Origin of the sequence: Paraburkholderia sp. UYCP14C (genome assembly GCF_004197395.1) — a bacterium.
Taxonomy (GTDB): Bacteria; Pseudomonadota; Gammaproteobacteria; order Burkholderiales; family Burkholderiaceae; genus Paraburkholderia.
The window spans coordinates 1-15,716 of the sequence record NZ_SELS01000003.1; the positions used below are offsets into that span (position 1 = coordinate 1).

The following is a 15,716-nucleotide window of genomic DNA, read 5'->3' on the forward strand; positions in this document are numbered from 1 at the left end:
TCGCCCCATCTTCGCCTCTCGCAACAACGGGTTGATTCAGTCTAGGCGATCAGTGCGTTTTTACACAGCCTCGGCCATGAAGGGACGTTCGCCGTTATGCCCTAGGCGACGTCCGAACGGCCTCATCAGCCTTGGCAACGGTCATCCGACACGCGGCTCCGTCTAAGGCTGATCACCCATTTTCTGTCACAAGCAGGCTTCATCTCTCAAAGCAGCAACTGGATAGCATTTACGTGGCATTCATCCCGTGCCATAAGCATTGCGGGAGACGGCTGGCAGCTACGTCGCTGAACAGGGAATCGAGATCGGGTGTGACGGCTTTTCAGCCGCACGACGCTGTCGGCTCCGCGGATTTCCATCATCGCGGCTGTCCAACCAGTCGGTCATCGAACGAACCGTCTATTGCGCGCCGACCATCAGCGCCCTGAAAAGCGCCTGATGGTCGAACGGCTTCTGACACCGTGCATACTGTCGGTACCGGCCATCTACTGCTTCGGCGCCATATCCGGTTGCGAACAGGAAGCGGATGTTCCGCGATGCCAGTGCATCTGCGATGCCATATGACTTCTCGCCGTTCAGGTCCACGTCCAGAATCGCGGCGTCAACATGCTCCCTGCCCTGTTCAATCAGGGCGATCGCCTCCTGGGCTCCTGCGATCGGTCCAATCACGCTTGCCCCCGCGTCTTCGAGTGCGCTGGACAGAGCCAGCGCAACCAGGTAGTCGTCTTCGACCACCAGGATTCTCTGGCCCTGCAACAATTTGCCAACACTGCCCATTTTCTACCCTTCATGGAGAGCGCTGCTGCGCAAGAGCGGCGATGGCAACGGTATCTCGATATGACATGAAACCCCGTCCGTATTGAACGCCAGTTCAGTACTCGCCTGCAACGTGAACTGAAGGGCTTTCTCGATCAGGCGCCGGCCGAAGCCTGTTCGCGACGAGTCGGGCACTGTCCGCAGGCCGCTCTCAGTCCAGTCAATCACGAGCAAAGCAGCTCCCGACGCGGCACGCTGCACCTTCCATCTGACTTCGAGTCGTGCTTGTTCATCCCTAAGCGCACCGTACTTGACGGCGTTGGTCGCCAGCTCGTGCAGTACCAGCGCGACCGTCTGTACATTGCGGAATCCTAGCGGTACGGGCGCACCGGTCACCGCTATGCGGTCGCTGTCCGCCACCCCGAGTGCATCGAATTCCAGCCGCACGATGTCGCGCAGGTTGATCAGGTCGCCGTTCCCTTCACCAATGAGCCCCTGCAGACGTCCGAGCGCAGCAAGACGGCTGCTGAACGTCTCGAGCGAAGCATCGGCTGGCAGGGTCTGCTGTGCTATCGACTGGATCACCGCCAGCAGATTGCGCGTGCGATGCTGCAACTCGGCAATGAGGACGTCCTGCCGTTCTTCAGCATGTATCATGCCCGTGACGTCCACAAATGCAACCACCACACCATCGGTTGCGCGTTCGCCGTTGCGATACGGCGCGATCCGTACCAGAAAGTGTGTCGTTCCATCGTTGCTGCTCACGTGTCGTTCGCGCGGCGCATTGCTCTCATAGACCGCCGCGATATCCTCTTTGAGCCCGGGCAGCTCCAGGCGGCTGGCGAGTTCCGTGATGGGGCGCCCCCGATCTGTGGGGCGGATGTGAAAGATGCCGCTCATCGCCGGCGTGAATGAACGGATCACCAGGTCGCGGTCCAGAAACACGGTTGCCACCGACGTGCTTTCGAACAGGTTCTGCAGATCGGTGTTCGCCCGGTCAAGCGCATCGATCTTGCCGTTCAGCTCAAGATTGACGGTGTGCAGCTCCTCGTTGAGCGAAACCAGCTCTTCTTTCGATGCCTCAAGTTCCTCGTTGGACGACTGCAGTTCCTCGTTGACTGAGACGAGTTCCTCGTTCGACGATTTCAGTTCCTCGAGCGCGGTCTCGTATTCCTCGATCATCGACTGCAATCGTTCGCGCGTGTCACGCAGTTCTTTTTCGGCCTCGGCCACCGTGCCATCGCGTGGCACCTGCGCGCGCAGGATGGCCTCCTCGCGCGTTAGCCCCGGTCCCTGGTCAATGAAGACGACGAGATACATCCTGTCGTCGTGGGTGTGTCCGGGCAGCGGTTCGACCGTCAGGCTGATGATCTGTACCCGGCCGTCTTCCCCCTCGACTGCCACCCCCTCACGCGTAGCGGCTCTTCCTGACTCCGCCGCTTCGCGGAAGACCGACCGCAGATCGAGGCCAAGCCCCTTGCGCGCCATCGCAAACAGCTGGCGTGACGGTACGCCCGGCGCGGCCTCCAGGTATTTGCCGGTGCGGGCTGAGAAGTAGAGGATGTCGCCATCGCGCGTGGCCAGCAGGTGCGGGGGCGTGAACCGCTCGAGCATGTGCGTATCCACCATATGACGCAGCGCTCCACTTCCCAGCGCAGGCCGACCCGGCGCGAGCACGGCCGGATGCCCGATGCGCAAGGAAGAAATCGTCAAGGGCAGGCGGATCTGCGGCGAGACATCGGCCCGTCGGCGGAAGATCCGGTGCTTCTTCTCCACGGGCACGAAGAGCTCGTCGAACTGGCTGACGTTCTCCGACGTGCCGAGGAAAAGGTAGCCACCCGGACGCAGCGCATAGTGAAACGTCGGAATCATCTGATTCTGGATGTCGGTGCCCATGTAGATCAGAAGATTGCGGCAGGACACGAGGTCAATACGGGAAAAGGGCGGGTCACGAATGACACTGTGCGGTGAGAAAATGCACAGATCGCGCGCTTCCTTGGCGAGCACATAACTGCTGCCATCGAGCCGGAAGAAGCGCCGCCGCCGCTCTTCCGAGACGCCGTCGAGCAGGGCGAGGGGATAACGGGCCGCGCGTGCAACAGCGAGCGCGGCATCGTCGATATCGGTCGCAAAGATCTGCACACGCGGGGTATCGTCGCGACCGTCAAACTGCTCACGCATGAGCATCGCGATCGAATAAACTTCTTCGCCGGTCGCGCAGCCCGGCACCCACACCCGCACGGTGTCGGCCGAACTACGCCCTTCGAACAGTTCCGGAATAACCTTACTGGCGAGCGCGTCAAACGCCTGTGGATCGCGAAAGAAGCTGGTGACGTTGATGAGCAGGTCGCGAAAGAGGGCCGTAACTTCTTCCGGGTCCGTCGATAGCCGGGCCACGTAGGCTTCAGGCGTCTGGATCTCCAGGACCTGCATGCGCCGCTGCACACGGCGCACGAAAGTCTTGACCTTGTAGCCGCTGAAATCGTGTCCGATCTGGTTGCGCAGGATTGCGTAGATGGCTTCGCGCGCGTCGTCGAATTCCGTCGGTTGAGCCTGCGCACCGGCATTTCCGCCAAGCCCGTCGAGCATGAAGGCACCCGCTGCAAAGGAGGCGAGCTTTGCGCCCATCTGCCCGACGGGCATCGCGAAATCGACCAGTCCCGTGGAGATGGCGCTGCCGGGCATGTCGGGATGCTGCGGACCGAAGCCGTCGGGCGTCTGCGCGATCGTCAGCCCGCCTCGCTCCTTGATGGCCTTGATGCCTAACGTGCCATCTGAGTCTCCGCCGGACAGTACGACACCGACAGAGAGTTCGCCAATGTCAGCCGCGAGGCTGCTGAACAGAACATCGATCAGCCTGCGTTCCCGCCGGTGAATGTCCTGGGGTTGAACGCGGAGCGCCCCTTTCTCGATGCTCAGCACCGCGTCCATCGGTAACAGGTACACATTATTGTTCTCGATCTGCATGCCATCGGTAATGGCGTGCACCGGCATCGAGGTAAACCGCGAGACGATCTCCGGCAGCAGACTTTCCCGGTCCGGGCTCAGGTGCGTGACGATCACGAACGCAAGGCCGGGCTCTTCCGGCATGCCACGGAAAAAACCTTCGAGTGCCTCCACGGCCCCCGCGGAGGCGCCCACGCCTACCACCGGAAAGTTATTGACCTGCATTATGATTTTCCCGCCAGCGCGGCGTGGTCGCCCACACGCGCGCGGTCTTCGGAGCTAAGCGTCGATGTATCACCACTGCTGTCCGAGGCCGTGCCGCCCGGAGCCCCCTCCTGTAGCAGACGCAGCCCTGCACGCACGACCTCGCTGGCCGTGCTGTAGCGACCGGAAGCAACCTCCATTTTGATGAACGAAGCGAGATGCTCCGTCAGGCTGATGCTGAGCGAATGTTTGGGCGGCATGAGTGCCTCGGAGCGGATTGGGTAACGCTTTATACTACCCTTCTGCGGCGTGCGCGACCAATCTTTCAGTGGGGAAGCAAAAGCGGGATCGAGCGGCAAAGCGCGCGTGACGTAGTTCGCGCGGCATGCGATGCGTCGCTCGACGGTCTGCGCCTGCTTGAGCCGCGCATTGAAATTGTCAGGGACTACCGGTCCGGAACAGCCCCCGAATGTTCGGACCCGCCGGTCTGGACGGGTTCTCAAATGACCGCTCGAATTCTGACAGCTGCCGTAGCGCTCGCGTCGCGTCGAAGGACGGCTAGGGGTCGCGTGCGGCCGATCGCCGTCAGGCAGAGGTCGGCCAACCGCGGTGTGGCGGCATTTATGCTCCGAAGTAATCGAGTTCGGGCGTCCCGCGCTGAAGATCTGCGCCCGAGAGCGTTATCCGCTCACCAGTTGCAGATGCTGCTCCATCTCCCAAAACCAGACGAACACGAACAGCACGAATGACATGCGCACGACCCATGGTTGCGTAGGACCGGTAAAGCCTTCGCGCGGCCACGTCGTCCTGAGGGCATCACCACTTTCTTGCGTTACCGGAAGCGCGAACCTCTATTACGCATCGCGGGAAGCCTTTTGTGCGCTACCGAACATAAAAGTCGAGCAAGGTCTCTGATCCGTCTATAGATGCTCTACGGTTCAGCCGACGGTAGATGACACATCGGAAGATCATTCGGCAACTAGTCCGCGCCCAAGCGGAAAGAGGGATGTATGACACGTCCAGTAGTGTCTCGGCCCCCGCGACGCATACCGCATCGTCAGTATTCAGCCCGACCCATCTGGCTCGCGATCGGCATTTCGCTCGCTGAACTCTGCTCGACGCACATGGCATGCGCGGGAGGCATCCTACCAACGGGCGGCCGGTACGTTGCCGGCACCGGTACGATAGCGGGCACGAGCAACGGAGTGGTGATCACACAACCAGGTTCGACACGCGGTGTGATTGACTGGAACAGCTTCTCGATCGGCGCGAACAACAGCGTCACGTTCAATAACGGCAACGGCGCGACGCTGAACCGGGTGACGGGTGGTTCACCCTCCGCCATCCTCGGCAGACTCAGCGCAACGGGCAGCCTGTATGTCATCAATCCGCAGGGCGTCGTCGTGGGGCCATCCGGAACGGTGACGACGGGCGGACGCTTCGTTGCATCCACCCTGGACGCAAGCGACAGCGCGTTCATGAACGGCGGCGCACTTGTTCTGTCGGGCAATTCGGACGCAAGCGTGATCAACCTCGGCAAGATCAGTTCGACCGGCGGCGAGATTTTCCTGATCTCACGACGCGTCGTGATCAACGCGGGCTCTATCACGGCGCCGAACGGCACGGCTGAACTGGCCGCCGGTGAACAGGTGCTATTGCAGGACTCGGCCAGCAGCAAACAGGTGTTCGTTCAGACCGGCAGCCAGGGTACGGTCGTCAACAGCGGAAGCATTGTAGGCGCCCAGATCAGCCTGCAGGCTGCCGACGGCAACGTGTTCGCGCTCGCCGGCGGTGGCACGCGCATCCGGGCGACGGGCACGGCGAATCGCGACGGCCATGTGTGGCTTGTCGCCGACAAAGGTAGGGTCGAGCAGTCGGGCGTGATCACGGCCACCAACGCGAACGGCAGCGGCGGAACGGTCGACACCGACGCGGTGCAGGCGGCGTTCGGCGCCAAGGCAGCCGTGCATGCGGGCGAATGGAATCTTTCGACGCCGGCCTTCACGATCGACCAATCCGCTGCACGCGCACTGGGCGGCAGCCTGAATTCAGGCACTTCCGTCAATGTGACCACGACAGGCGCGACGGGAAACATCAACGTCGCATCGAACCTGAAATGGAGCGGTGCCGCTTCGCTGACGCTCGACGCGTACCGCAACGTGTCGATCGGGAAAGGCGCGACGATCGCGAACCAGGGCGCGGGCAATCTCAGCTTGCGCGCCGACGCAACCGGCATCGACAACGGCGGCACCGTCGCCAATAACGGCACGCTCGACTGGTCGAAGAGCACCGGAGCGCTGAGTGCTTTCTACGACATGAACGGCACATACGTTGCCGGTACCCAGTTGGGTAACCCGACATGGAAACCCTCCGCATTCAGCGGCCTCGTTACGCAGATTACCGCATACAGGCTTGTGAACTCCCTGACCGATCTGACGAAGGTTGGCAACGATCTCACCGGTAACTACGCGCTCGGGAGGAACATCGATGCGAGCGCGACGAGCAACAGCCCCTTCGTTCCGATCGGCAATAGCAACACACCGTTCACGGGGCAGTTCGACGGACAAGGCAATACGATCGCCTCGCTCACACTGGGCGGCTTGTTGTACTCCGTGACCGAACCACAGCCACTAGTGGGCATGTTCGGTGTGATCGGTACTCAAGGCGTCGTGCGCAACCTCGACATTTCGGGCACGGCGAACGCGGCAAACGTGAGCGGGCTCGTATCGACGGCGGACTTCGATATGGGCATACTCGCCGGCCTGAACAACGGTACTGTCCTGCGCGTGAGCACGGCCGGCACGGTCACCGGATATGGCAACCGGAGCCTTTTTGACAGTGGGGCAACCGGTGGGCTCGTGGGCGTCAACGCCGGCTCGGTCCTGCGTTCTTCGAGCAGCGCCGATGTGCTCTCGCCGGGGTCGAGCGGTGGTCTGGTGGGCGTGAATAGCGGCCTGATCAGCCAGTCGTTCGCCACGGGGTCTGTCACAGTGGGGGGTTATTTCAATACGGGCGGTGGCGGCCTCGTTGGCTCTAACAGTGGCACGATCAGCCAGTCTTACGCAACGGGCACGACAAGGTATGGGGGATGCCGCCCCACCAATACGCATTGCGGCGGGGCCGCCCTCGTCGTCGAAAACTCAGGGACAATCACCCAGTCATTCGCAACGGGTCCGGTCATCCAGCCGTTGTATGGATCGTTCGGCATCGCGCGGGACAACGTAGGCACGATTGCGAACGATGTGTACTGGAACACCAGCACCACGGGCGCCACAATAGGCGTCAAATACGGTACGCCGATTCCCACGGCGAACGGGCTGACCACCGCTCAGATGAGCACGCCAACTTCGTTCGTGGGGTATGACTTCAGCCCGACGGGGGTGTGGGCGATGCCTGCCGGCGCGACGCATCCGGTGCTGCGCTGGCAACTGGCGCAATGACACCCGGACTCAGTCAGTAGGGCTGCATGCGTGCTTTGGACGCGGGATGATCTTGCCCACAAACTTGCGTCCTGGGTAGCGCGGCGATGGAGGCAACACCGAGTACGACATCCATGCGTCCGCGCCGCGTCTTCCTGGTCGGCGATCGCGTCAAGCTTGCCTGGGAGGCGTTCCGGGATGGCTTGGCGCGATATAACACGATCGGCGTGCCGATCGCTGTCAGGGCGGGGCCGGCGGCACGGATCCATCCTTATCCGTTGAGTGCGGACGGAGCGCCCCGTGCCATCGACGTAACCACGGCCGCCGTGTGGCCGGTGGGTCTCGTGCGCGTCGCCGCCGTTGACGCACGCCGGGCACGCCACGCGACGCCCATTGTGTCTTGTGCCACTCTGACGCCCTGTGAATGAGGGTTTCGCGATTGTGCGCGGATCTCGCATTCCAAACTTTCTGACATGCCGCAAGGTCCCTGAGGGCCACCGGGGCCTGGTAGCTAAGAGTCGATTGACCGACCCAAAATGCGGCGCTCGACCGCGCAGTGTGCGACGCTTAACCGGGGCTGACGACGGATGACCCGTTGGCGCGGCTAGACGTTGACCATCGACGGTTCACGTTCCGACCGACACATACAACAGCACTATCGGCGCCTTCGAGCCGTTTGACGTCGCCGAGCGTAACGGCGCGCCATACGTACAGCGCAAATCCACAAACCGCGACCATTGGAAGCGCACGCCCGCGCCGACGCCCGCGAGCAGACCGGGGTTATTTTCCGCCGGCTGGTCGATCGTGTTCCATACGCGGCCCGCATCGAAAAACACGAAGGGTTGCACGGCCGCATTGCTCGCGCCGAACGGGATCGCGGGCGTACGCACCTCGGTCTGGATGTTCCAGCCCCGATCACCCAGCGTGACGTATGGATCGTAGCCTCTGACGCTGGATTCCCCGCCGAGGCCCATCTCCTCGCTCGGCAATAACGTGTTCGGAGTCCACTGAAACGTTCCGTTCGTGATCAGCGTGAAGCCAGCCCCAAGCGCGGTGGCGCGGGACGCCGTCAACTGCATATAGATGTACCGGGTCGTCGCGCCCTGCCGCGCGGCGTTGAATGCCGCGTCCTGGTTGTTGCCATCGAATCCGCCCGGACTGGCGACGAGTGTCGCCGCGGCGTGCGCCGTGCCAACCTCGGTCGGCTTGCTGATGTCGTAAGCCAGCACGAACTGATGGATGTGCGTCTTCGAGTTGAAAACCTGCGAGCCGCCGAATTCCAGGTCGTTGTTGCTCCGCTTGAAGTCGTATCCGATCTGGATCAACTGAGCCGTGTCCGTGATGGTCGGCAAGCGCAAGTCGTAGCGAAAGCTAAGCTGCGCGGAAATACCCGTTTGACCATACGTGTCGGGCAGGCGTGGCGTGCTTTGCGCGTAGACACCGAACAACTCGATACTGTCGAGCCATGGCAGCGGCGCCGTGTAGTTCAGCGCGTGCGCGGTGAAGCGGGCGCGGTTGGGGCGGCCTTCGATATCCGGATTGCCGCTAAAGAAATCGTTACTGGCCGTGAATTGATAGGCGATCTGCTGATCGAGACCAAACAGGTTGCCGTAGCCAATGCCTGCAAAAAAACGGTCGCGGCCGAGGTCGGGCACGCCTTCGTTGTCGTAACCCGCGTTGACGCGAAGCGGCAGACGATCTTCGGTTTGCAACACGACGTCGGTGGTATCCGCGGTATCGCCGGGCGCGAACACAGCATCGACCCGTCGATAAGGATTCCCGTTCAGCACTGCGAGCCCCTTCGACACCGCCGCTTGCGGGATCGGTGCGCCGGGCTCGAGCGGCATTTCACGTTCGAGGAGCCTGTTTGAAAAGTAGGTGTTGCCGCTTGCATGAACCCGGCCCAGCTTGAATTCGGCAATGGCGATACGCACGACGCCCGAACTGACGTCCTGTTCCGGCACGTAGACGTCGACGAGCGGTTTTCCCGCCGCCCGGTAGTGCGCGACCACCGCGCGGCGTATTTCGGCGAGGCGGCCGAAAGTCAGCGGCTTGTCGAGGTCCGTCGCGAAGCTCTGCAGGAAGGCGTCGTCGAGTACCGGCAGTCCTCGCGCGACGATGGGTGCTGCCGGCGTCGGCGATGGAGCCGTAGACGCGCCGGCGGATTCGAAGATGAGCCCGGCCAGCCGCTCGACAGCGATCCGCGCGGACTCGATCTGCGTTTCTGATGACGATGATGACGATGCACTTCGCGGCACCGATGGGGTGGGCCGCGGCGCCAGGTCGCGCCATGCCTGCGCCGCCGCCGGCGAGATATGCGTGATGACGGCGATGCACGCCGCGATTATCAGAAGACGCGTGCAGTCGGCGGATCGCGGTTTCATCGAGGTTGCCAAGCCGAAGACCCGTATCCATGAAATACCAACTCGCCAGAATGCAACTCCGCGTTGCGTTTGTTGAAGTGAGCCGTGCAGAAATTGGTGATCTCTTGAGTCGCGTTCGGCCCCAGTTCGCTGAGCCGGGAACGTACTTCCTTTACTCCGATCGAACCGGGCCCAGATTTCTTGGATGTTGGGGGGTGGTCCAATGCATAGGAGAGGTTTCGCCCATCTCTGTTTTCGGCGAGCAACATGGGTGAAACGCTTGCCAGCGCCACCCGGGCGAGCATCTCCAGGCAAATCGTCGATTCAAGTGCGTAGTCCGCACTGGTGACCTCCGATCTGTTCGTTCGTTCCGAGTACAGTCGAACCTTTGTTGGCAACGCGCCGACTGAACAGGGATGTAATTCAACTTGCGTCGTCACGAAGTGAGTCCAGGTAAATGCGGTCAATGCACGGCCTCGGGACTCCTGCGTGACGTTTCCCCGGACATGCAAAGTAAGCCGTTATCGCAGCGATGTGTCTGCTGGGTGTTCCAGGTTCAGCTCGACGCGCAATTCCTGAGCTCTGCCGAGAGTATCGCTTTCGCCAGGAATCGCCGAACCGAGTAGCACGGGGTCCAACAGGCTTAATGAGCCGACCTAGTTATACAAGTGCATTGAAACGAGGTACGTGCCGCTTTGAGCTCTCTTCTGGTTGCGGCGGGCACGATCCAGTGGGCCAGATCTGTATGCGACGGATACTCGCCAAACCCGAAATGCCCATAATATCTGCTGGGGGCCAGTTGATCTGTTGGCTTTGACACTGAGATGCTGAACGTCCGAGTCAGTCAAGCCTGCAAACAGTCGGTGATCAGTGCTTTCGCTCAAGATTGCTGTCACGTCTTTGGTCGAGCTGTCCGGTATCTGTTCCCGAAGATAGACGAAGCCGACTACGTACGCTCACCGATGGACGGATCCGCGGTGGCCATAGTGCATTCCCCGAACTTCCGCACGCGGCCAGTAGCGGTCAGCGGCCACGTTAAACGGAGTGGCCGCTTGTTGGCTCATTGCCGACTCTGAGCATCGTACGTCCTGCTGATTTCCGTTCGGCAGCGCGGTGAATTGCGGAGCCGCTCATCACGGAGCGAATGGTGCCTGCCAGGATCGCGCATTGATCGCGCGACATCACTGGACCACTTACTTGCAAGACGTCTGGCCCGCGTAGGTGACGCACGTTCGACCGTCATCCTCCCTCAGCCTCGCCCCTAGTCGAGAATAAAACGGACGACAGCCGCCCTGATTACCGCTGAACTGGTACGACCTGATCCTGTTCGCCATGTCGACCTCTAGGTCGATCTCACAGGCGTAGTTCACGGGTATCGCTTGCATTGTGGTAGCCGTAGCGTGATACGTTGTCATCCCGAGCGGCCCTGTCGAATAACCGTTCGCATAAGACTGCTGCGGGACAAAGATTGTCCCGTTCCGATCGACGCTCCACACGTATATGTGGTGTCCCGCCACCTGCCGCTCGCCTGATGGATACCCAAACGTTGAGATAGCTTCGTCAATCGGTTCACCGACCAATGTGTTTAGGCGCTCCGAAAATGCCTGATTTGTGATGCAACCGGCGAGAGGCATCGTTAGGAACGCAAACACGCATAAGCTCAACGCCCGAGATTTCATGATTCCCCCGTTTTCTTGGCAGCGATCTGGTTGGCCGCAGCACGGCGAGCGCAGAAATCAACTCAGTGCACCCGCATCGCCGCAACCTTTTCGTTCTCGTCCTTGTTGATGATGTCGTATATCACAAAATTACGACCTTGATACGGGACCACTCTCGAACATATGACGACCTCCTCAGGTGGTAGCCATAGAGAGCTATCAATCTCGTCTCCGGGTAGCACTTTATAAACGGTGCCTGACAGCATAATCAGATAGGAGCCATCCTCGCTCTTACTCTTAAGATCGTCCTCATCGCACGAATCCGCGTGCGCCAGTGATGGAAAAAGAACCGCGACAAGTAGGGACATTACGACGCTTACAAATGCGCTTCTTTTCATGACAATCCCCGTATATGCGCTTCGGTTGCGCGAACCCGGCTGCGCCAGCTTAGAGGCAGTCGCGCGACGCGACAAACTCCGCGGGCAAGGAACTGGCCAAGATCAATGGGACAGGCGCCTTGATGCTAACGGCCGAAGTTCGACCGTCACCCGCCGTTCTGTGCAGTATATCCGCCGACTGCTCAGGGTCGACTGCTGTCCGACGCGGCCGATCTATGGCCGACCACGTCCGCCGATCTACGTCGGGCCGGGTTCGGCCCCCAAGCAGACATATGCGGTGCAAAATGCTACGTCACCTTACCCCCGAACTCCGTCGTCCCGAGCTTAGTAGTCGAAGCTGCGCCGATTAATCACGAATATTTTCCGTGCCTCTTCGCGATCAAAAGTTATCGATTCCTGCGTACGACGGCCAGCGCGCACATCATCACGATCCCGCTTTTGACGCGCGCGCTTAGCCTGCATCAAGGGGCAATGTTCCTACGTTTACCGGCATACAGCGAACGGCACCGTTCAACTAGTGGCCGTATCCCCATGAGGTCGGCATGCGCCTTTTCGTTGATACTGAGTTCACCGATTTCATCGACTGCGATTTGATATCGATTGCGCTCGTTGCGGACGATGGCCGGGAGTTCTACGGCGAGCGTTCGGACTATGACGATGCGACCGCTACCGCTTTTGTGCGGGAGGCAGTGCTACCACAACTCGGCCAATATCCAGGCAGGGTCTTCACGCGCGATGCGCTGCGCACCGATCTGCTGGCTTGGCTGACTCAGTTTGATGGTGAGCAGGAGCGCATGCTGTGCTTCGACTATGCGGGCGATTGGGATCTGTTCGTGGATCTCGTCTGTGACGTGCCGGATGGCTGGTTGGCATGCCACATCGGCCACGCGCTGCGCGCCGAACGCTCAGAAGCGTACTTTCGCCAAAATGGCGGCCGGCATCATGCGCTACACGACGCACGGGTGAATCGATACGCGATGCAGGACTGATCGCACGGCAGTGCCGAAAGGTCAAAACTTTTGGGACGAACCCGAAAGGTCAAAAGTTTTGGGATGCTCGCTGACCTTTTGTATCGAAATATCGGCAGACAAGGCTAAAGGTCAGTGTTTCGGGGATGAATTTTTGTGAAGAAACCCGGCGTGGGAATGATCGGAATCACCACTCGCAGCGAAGGTCCCGTTGGTACGCCACGCCGTCGCCCCTCCTGTCTTTCCACAACCCGAATACATCAGCGCCACGCGCGAGTTTGTGCTGCGCCAAGTACGCCTCGATGGCATCACGAATGACAGCCGCACGTGAACGCCGCTCGGCTTTCGCGATCACCGTCAAGTCATCGACGTGTGAATTAGGCAAATCAATCGAAATTCTATGCATGTATCTATCACCCGTGGAGCGCACGCCCTGCAAAGTGCATATCAAGGCGTAAAGGTCAAGGTTTCGGGGACGGTTTCTCGAAACCTTATGTTTCAGCGCAAAGCCCGCCAATACGGACGAAGCAGCGGCAGAGCAGACCACTAAAGGGCCTTGCTCTGCGAGGCGGTCACACTTAACGTACGGCGCCACTCCGCGCGATGAATCGGATGCCCAGTCAGAACGCCGGCGTAACCCTTTTTTTCGCATCCACAAACTTGAAGCGTGCCTGCTGCCACGAGGGATCCGTGAGCACCAACGACGTCTGCGTCAGCTCAAGGAACGCGTGGCTCGTGTCTTTGGGGCATCCCACGCCAGTGTTCGAATTAGGGTTATCGCACCACTGCATTGGTAGCGTGTTCGGCGCGTTGGACGCTGTGCCATATTTCTCCATGGCCGACTTCACCATACCTGCCGCGTTGTCCTGCGACCACGGCACTTCATAACGGATTAGCCAGACGACAAGCGGTCGTGCCTTGTCGAGCGGAACTCGCCCTTCAAAATATACCGTCAGCCTCGTGCCGTTGCTGTCGTAGACGAACCACTGAGGATCCTTCTTTCCGGTCACTAGGTTAATGTTCGGATACTTCTCAGGCGCGAACTGACTTTTTGGCACGTGCAAGTAGTTCGAAGCCGCTGTAAGTGCCTCGCTGTAGTCCATGCCGGCCTTTACTCCAGCGATATCAAGCTGCCGTGCATCCACTGCGCGCGGCTCAGCCGACACTGCGCTGCATACCGCGAGTAGCCCAGCGCAAACGGCAAATGACATCGATTGCTTTTGCAGTTTCAATCTTTTCTCCATGTTCCGAGCGGTGTGCGGCCTCTCCGTATTCCTGCGTCGTGACGTTACCTGGCCACCGAAGGATGTCGTGCCGACACCCCGGTTTAACGGTCAGTGAACCAAATTCTTAATATCCGATTGGTCCGCTAACCGACTGGCAACATGTCGACGTTCTCGCGCATCCCAGCATGAGCTACCGTCACGAAAATGTCGGTGATTTCGCCTCTGCGATAGACCGGTGCGCGTCCGCGTGTGGAGTTGGTGCCCGGTTCGGCGACTGTCGAACCGGGCCAGCATTCGAGCGCAAGGGTCCGCGACGGCGACTCCGCTAGGTGCGACAGACGCTGACCGCTGCGCGGCGCGGAGCGCTTCTTAGCCCAGCCTGGCGGCTATGTCACTTGCTCGAGGGTGGTAGTACCTCTTTAGCATTTGAACGGTCTTGTGACCTGTGACAGCCGATAGTTCTAATATGTTGTCGAGCCGCTCGGCGATACGGGAAGTAGCTTCGTGACGAAGGTCATGGAAATGGAGGTTTTCAATTCCAGCGCGGTCGCATGCCCGGATGAACACTCGCTTCAGCGCCTCACCAGTTATCGGGAACACACACCCACTCTCGTGTCTCACCATACTCTCCAAGATAAGCACCGCCCGGCTTGACAACGGAACATCACGCGCATCGCCGTTTTTCGTATCGTGAAGCCGTACGAATCGCTCCTTGAGGAACACGTCGTCCCAGCGCAGCGACAGCATTTCGCCTCGACGCATAGCCGTCTCGATGGCAAGGATGACGGCTGGAAGAGCCCACTCATTGCGACAACCTCCTTCGCTAAATCGACCTTGGTTGTCCCGTGGACTGAACGCCAGCGCGGCGAGGAGCAGCTGCTCTTCGCCTGGCATAAGCCGACGGTTGCGAGCGCGATTTTCGCGAGGGCGCCGAATGACAGATACCGGATTGATGTCCAAATGCACGCCCCACTCCCGTCTAGCCACATTGAGCACGTGCGAAAGTAACGTTAGTTCCCGGCTCACTGTTGATCCGGAGACCGGACGTTGATCTGCATTCCCAGCGAGTCGGCGGTCGCGATACTCGGAGAACAGCTTGCCGCTCAGCGCAGCAACCTTGTACTTCGCGATTGAATCCCGACACACCTTGTTGATTCGCAGAATTTCGTCAGCGGCGCCCTTCTTCAGCGGCGAGACCTCATGCGCATAGCGCCGGAGGAGATCCCCAAACGTGTTGCGCTCCGCTTCGGTTCTATCAACGAACGTTCCCCGGTCCATCTCCGATTCGAGGCGTCGCGCCCAAGCCTCTGCCTCGGCCTTGGTGTCGAACGTCCGCCATTGTGACGGGTAGCCGACACGACGGATTTCGGCTCGCCAGTAGTTGCCCCGCTTCCAGATCCCTGCCATCGCTGCTCCAGACGTTGAATATTGGTTGTTGTGTCTGGGGGATTTTCGACTCCGCCACTTCTCCGCCAAATGGCGCATAAAGTGGGGTTTTGGGCGGTGCCCGATCGGAAGCGTGTCTCCGCATGTGCGTTAAACCCCTGATTCGACAGGCATTTACGACGTGGAAGAAGCTCGACATTTGGCGCGCCCGGCTGGGATCGAACCAGCAACCCCTGCCTTCGGAGGGCAGTACTCTATCCATTGAGCTACGGGCGCATCACCACAAAACTGCGGGGAATTTTCACGAAAGCGCGTCAATCAGAACGGACGCCACGCCAACGCGAGAGACCGCAAGGATACCCGGTTTCGGCCGAACCGTCCACCGGACGGCC

11 protein-coding genes and 1 tRNA gene are annotated in these 15,716 nt (G+C 60.2%); 2 read left to right on the forward strand and 10 right to left on the reverse strand.

Annotated elements, in window-relative coordinates; genetic code table 11:
• Positions 1 to 399 precede the first annotated feature (399 nt).
• The 3 genes from EVC45_RS03170 to EVC45_RS03180 are packed head-to-tail and all read right to left on the reverse strand — an operon-like array spanning position 400 to position 4,166.
• Entirely contained in the window at positions 400 to 777 is a 378-nt protein-coding gene (locus EVC45_RS03170) for a response regulator (RefSeq protein ID WP_129956594.1), read from the reverse strand.
• Positions 778 to 780: 3 nt separating this feature from the next.
• A complete protein-coding gene (locus EVC45_RS03175; protein WP_129956595.1) occupies positions 781 to 3,927 on the reverse strand; it encodes a CheR family methyltransferase in 3,147 nt (1,048 codons plus the stop codon).
• Positions 3,927 to 4,166, reverse strand: a complete 240-nt coding sequence (locus tag EVC45_RS03180) for a type II toxin-antitoxin system ParD family antitoxin (RefSeq protein ID WP_129956812.1) — start codon at positions 4,164 to 4,166, stop codon at positions 3,927 to 3,929. Before EVC45_RS03180 ends, EVC45_RS03175 begins: the two co-directional genes overlap by 1 nt.
• A 750-nt stretch (positions 4,167 to 4,916) precedes the next feature.
• On the opposite strand from EVC45_RS03180, the gene EVC45_RS03185 reads away from it, so the two are divergent.
• Positions 4,917 to 7,346 carry a filamentous hemagglutinin N-terminal domain-containing protein gene (locus EVC45_RS03185; RefSeq protein ID WP_129956596.1) on the forward strand — a complete coding sequence of 810 codons (2,430 nt, stop codon included), beginning with the start codon at positions 4,917 to 4,919 and terminating at the stop codon, positions 7,344 to 7,346.
• A 605-nt stretch (positions 7,347 to 7,951) separates the two neighbouring features.
• Here the strand turns inward: EVC45_RS03185 and EVC45_RS03190 are convergent.
• From EVC45_RS03190 to EVC45_RS03200, 3 genes are all read right to left on the reverse strand, one after another.
• Complete coding sequence (locus tag EVC45_RS03190; protein ID WP_373682976.1) at positions 7,952 to 9,709, reverse strand: ShlB/FhaC/HecB family hemolysin secretion/activation protein; 1,758 nt, start codon at positions 9,707 to 9,709, stop codon at positions 7,952 to 7,954.
• Positions 9,706 to 10,128, reverse strand: a complete 423-nt coding sequence (locus EVC45_RS03195; protein ID WP_129956597.1) for a hypothetical protein — start codon at positions 10,126 to 10,128, stop codon at positions 9,706 to 9,708. Before EVC45_RS03195 ends, EVC45_RS03190 begins: the two co-directional genes overlap by 4 nt.
• 1,301 nt (positions 10,129 to 11,429) lie before the next feature.
• Positions 11,430 to 11,744: a hypothetical protein gene (locus tag EVC45_RS03200; protein WP_129956598.1), complete on the reverse strand. Its 315-nt coding sequence runs from the start codon at positions 11,742 to 11,744 to the stop codon at positions 11,430 to 11,432.
• Between the two features lie 542 nt (positions 11,745 to 12,286).
• Here EVC45_RS03200 and EVC45_RS03205 point away from each other — a divergent pair.
• Positions 12,287 to 12,733, forward strand: a complete 447-nt coding sequence (locus EVC45_RS03205) for a 3'-5' exoribonuclease (RefSeq protein WP_129956599.1) — start codon at positions 12,287 to 12,289, stop codon at positions 12,731 to 12,733.
• A 166-nt stretch (positions 12,734 to 12,899) separates the two neighbouring features.
• Here the strand turns inward: EVC45_RS03205 and EVC45_RS47870 are convergent, their stop codons facing one another.
• From EVC45_RS47870 to EVC45_RS03225, 4 genes are all read right to left on the reverse strand, one after another.
• On the reverse strand, positions 12,900 to 13,364 hold the full coding sequence (locus EVC45_RS47870) for a CopG family ribbon-helix-helix protein (protein WP_373682977.1): 465 nt from the start codon (positions 13,362 to 13,364) through the stop codon (positions 12,900 to 12,902).
• Positions 13,333 to 13,944, reverse strand: a complete 612-nt coding sequence (locus EVC45_RS03215; protein ID WP_248295020.1) for a hypothetical protein — start codon at positions 13,942 to 13,944, stop codon at positions 13,333 to 13,335. Before EVC45_RS03215 ends, EVC45_RS47870 begins: the two co-directional genes overlap by 32 nt.
• A 363-nt stretch (positions 13,945 to 14,307) precedes the next feature.
• Positions 14,308 to 15,345: a site-specific integrase gene (locus EVC45_RS03220; RefSeq protein WP_129956602.1), complete on the reverse strand. Its 1,038-nt coding sequence runs from the start codon at positions 15,343 to 15,345 to the stop codon at positions 14,308 to 14,310.
• A gap of 179 nt (positions 15,346 to 15,524) precedes the next feature.
• A tRNA-Arg gene (locus EVC45_RS03225) sits at positions 15,525 to 15,600 on the reverse strand.
• Positions 15,601 to 15,716: the final 116 nt, after the last annotated feature.

What these genes read in the sequence shown, in the direction of transcription:
- EVC45_RS03220 (WP_129956602.1), bottom strand. Translation starts at nt 15,345, where the DNA reads ATGGCAGGGATCTGGAAGCGGGGCAACTACTGGCGAGCCGAAATCCGT.
- EVC45_RS47870 (WP_373682977.1), bottom strand. Translation starts at nt 13,364, where the DNA reads ATGCGAAAAAAAGGGTTACGCCGGCGTTCTGACTGGGCATCCGATTCA.
- EVC45_RS03170 (WP_129956594.1), bottom strand. Translation starts at nt 777, where the DNA reads ATGGGCAGTGTTGGCAAATTGTTGCAGGGCCAGAGAATCCTGGTGGTC.
- EVC45_RS03190 (WP_373682976.1), bottom strand. Translation starts at nt 9,709, where the DNA reads ATGAAACCGCGATCCGCCGACTGCACGCGTCTTCTGATAATCGCGGCG.
- EVC45_RS03185 (WP_129956596.1), top strand. Translation starts at nt 4,917, where the DNA reads ATGACACGTCCAGTAGTGTCTCGGCCCCCGCGACGCATACCGCATCGT.
- EVC45_RS03200 (WP_129956598.1), bottom strand. Translation starts at nt 11,744, where the DNA reads ATGAAAAGAAGCGCATTTGTAAGCGTCGTAATGTCCCTACTTGTCGCG.
- EVC45_RS03205 (WP_129956599.1), top strand. Translation starts at nt 12,287, where the DNA reads ATGCGCCTTTTCGTTGATACTGAGTTCACCGATTTCATCGACTGCGAT.
- EVC45_RS03175 (WP_129956595.1), bottom strand. Translation starts at nt 3,927, where the DNA reads ATGCAGGTCAATAACTTTCCGGTGGTAGGCGTGGGCGCCTCCGCGGGG.
- EVC45_RS03180 (WP_129956812.1), bottom strand. Translation starts at nt 4,166, where the DNA reads ATGCCGCCCAAACATTCGCTCAGCATCAGCCTGACGGAGCATCTCGCT.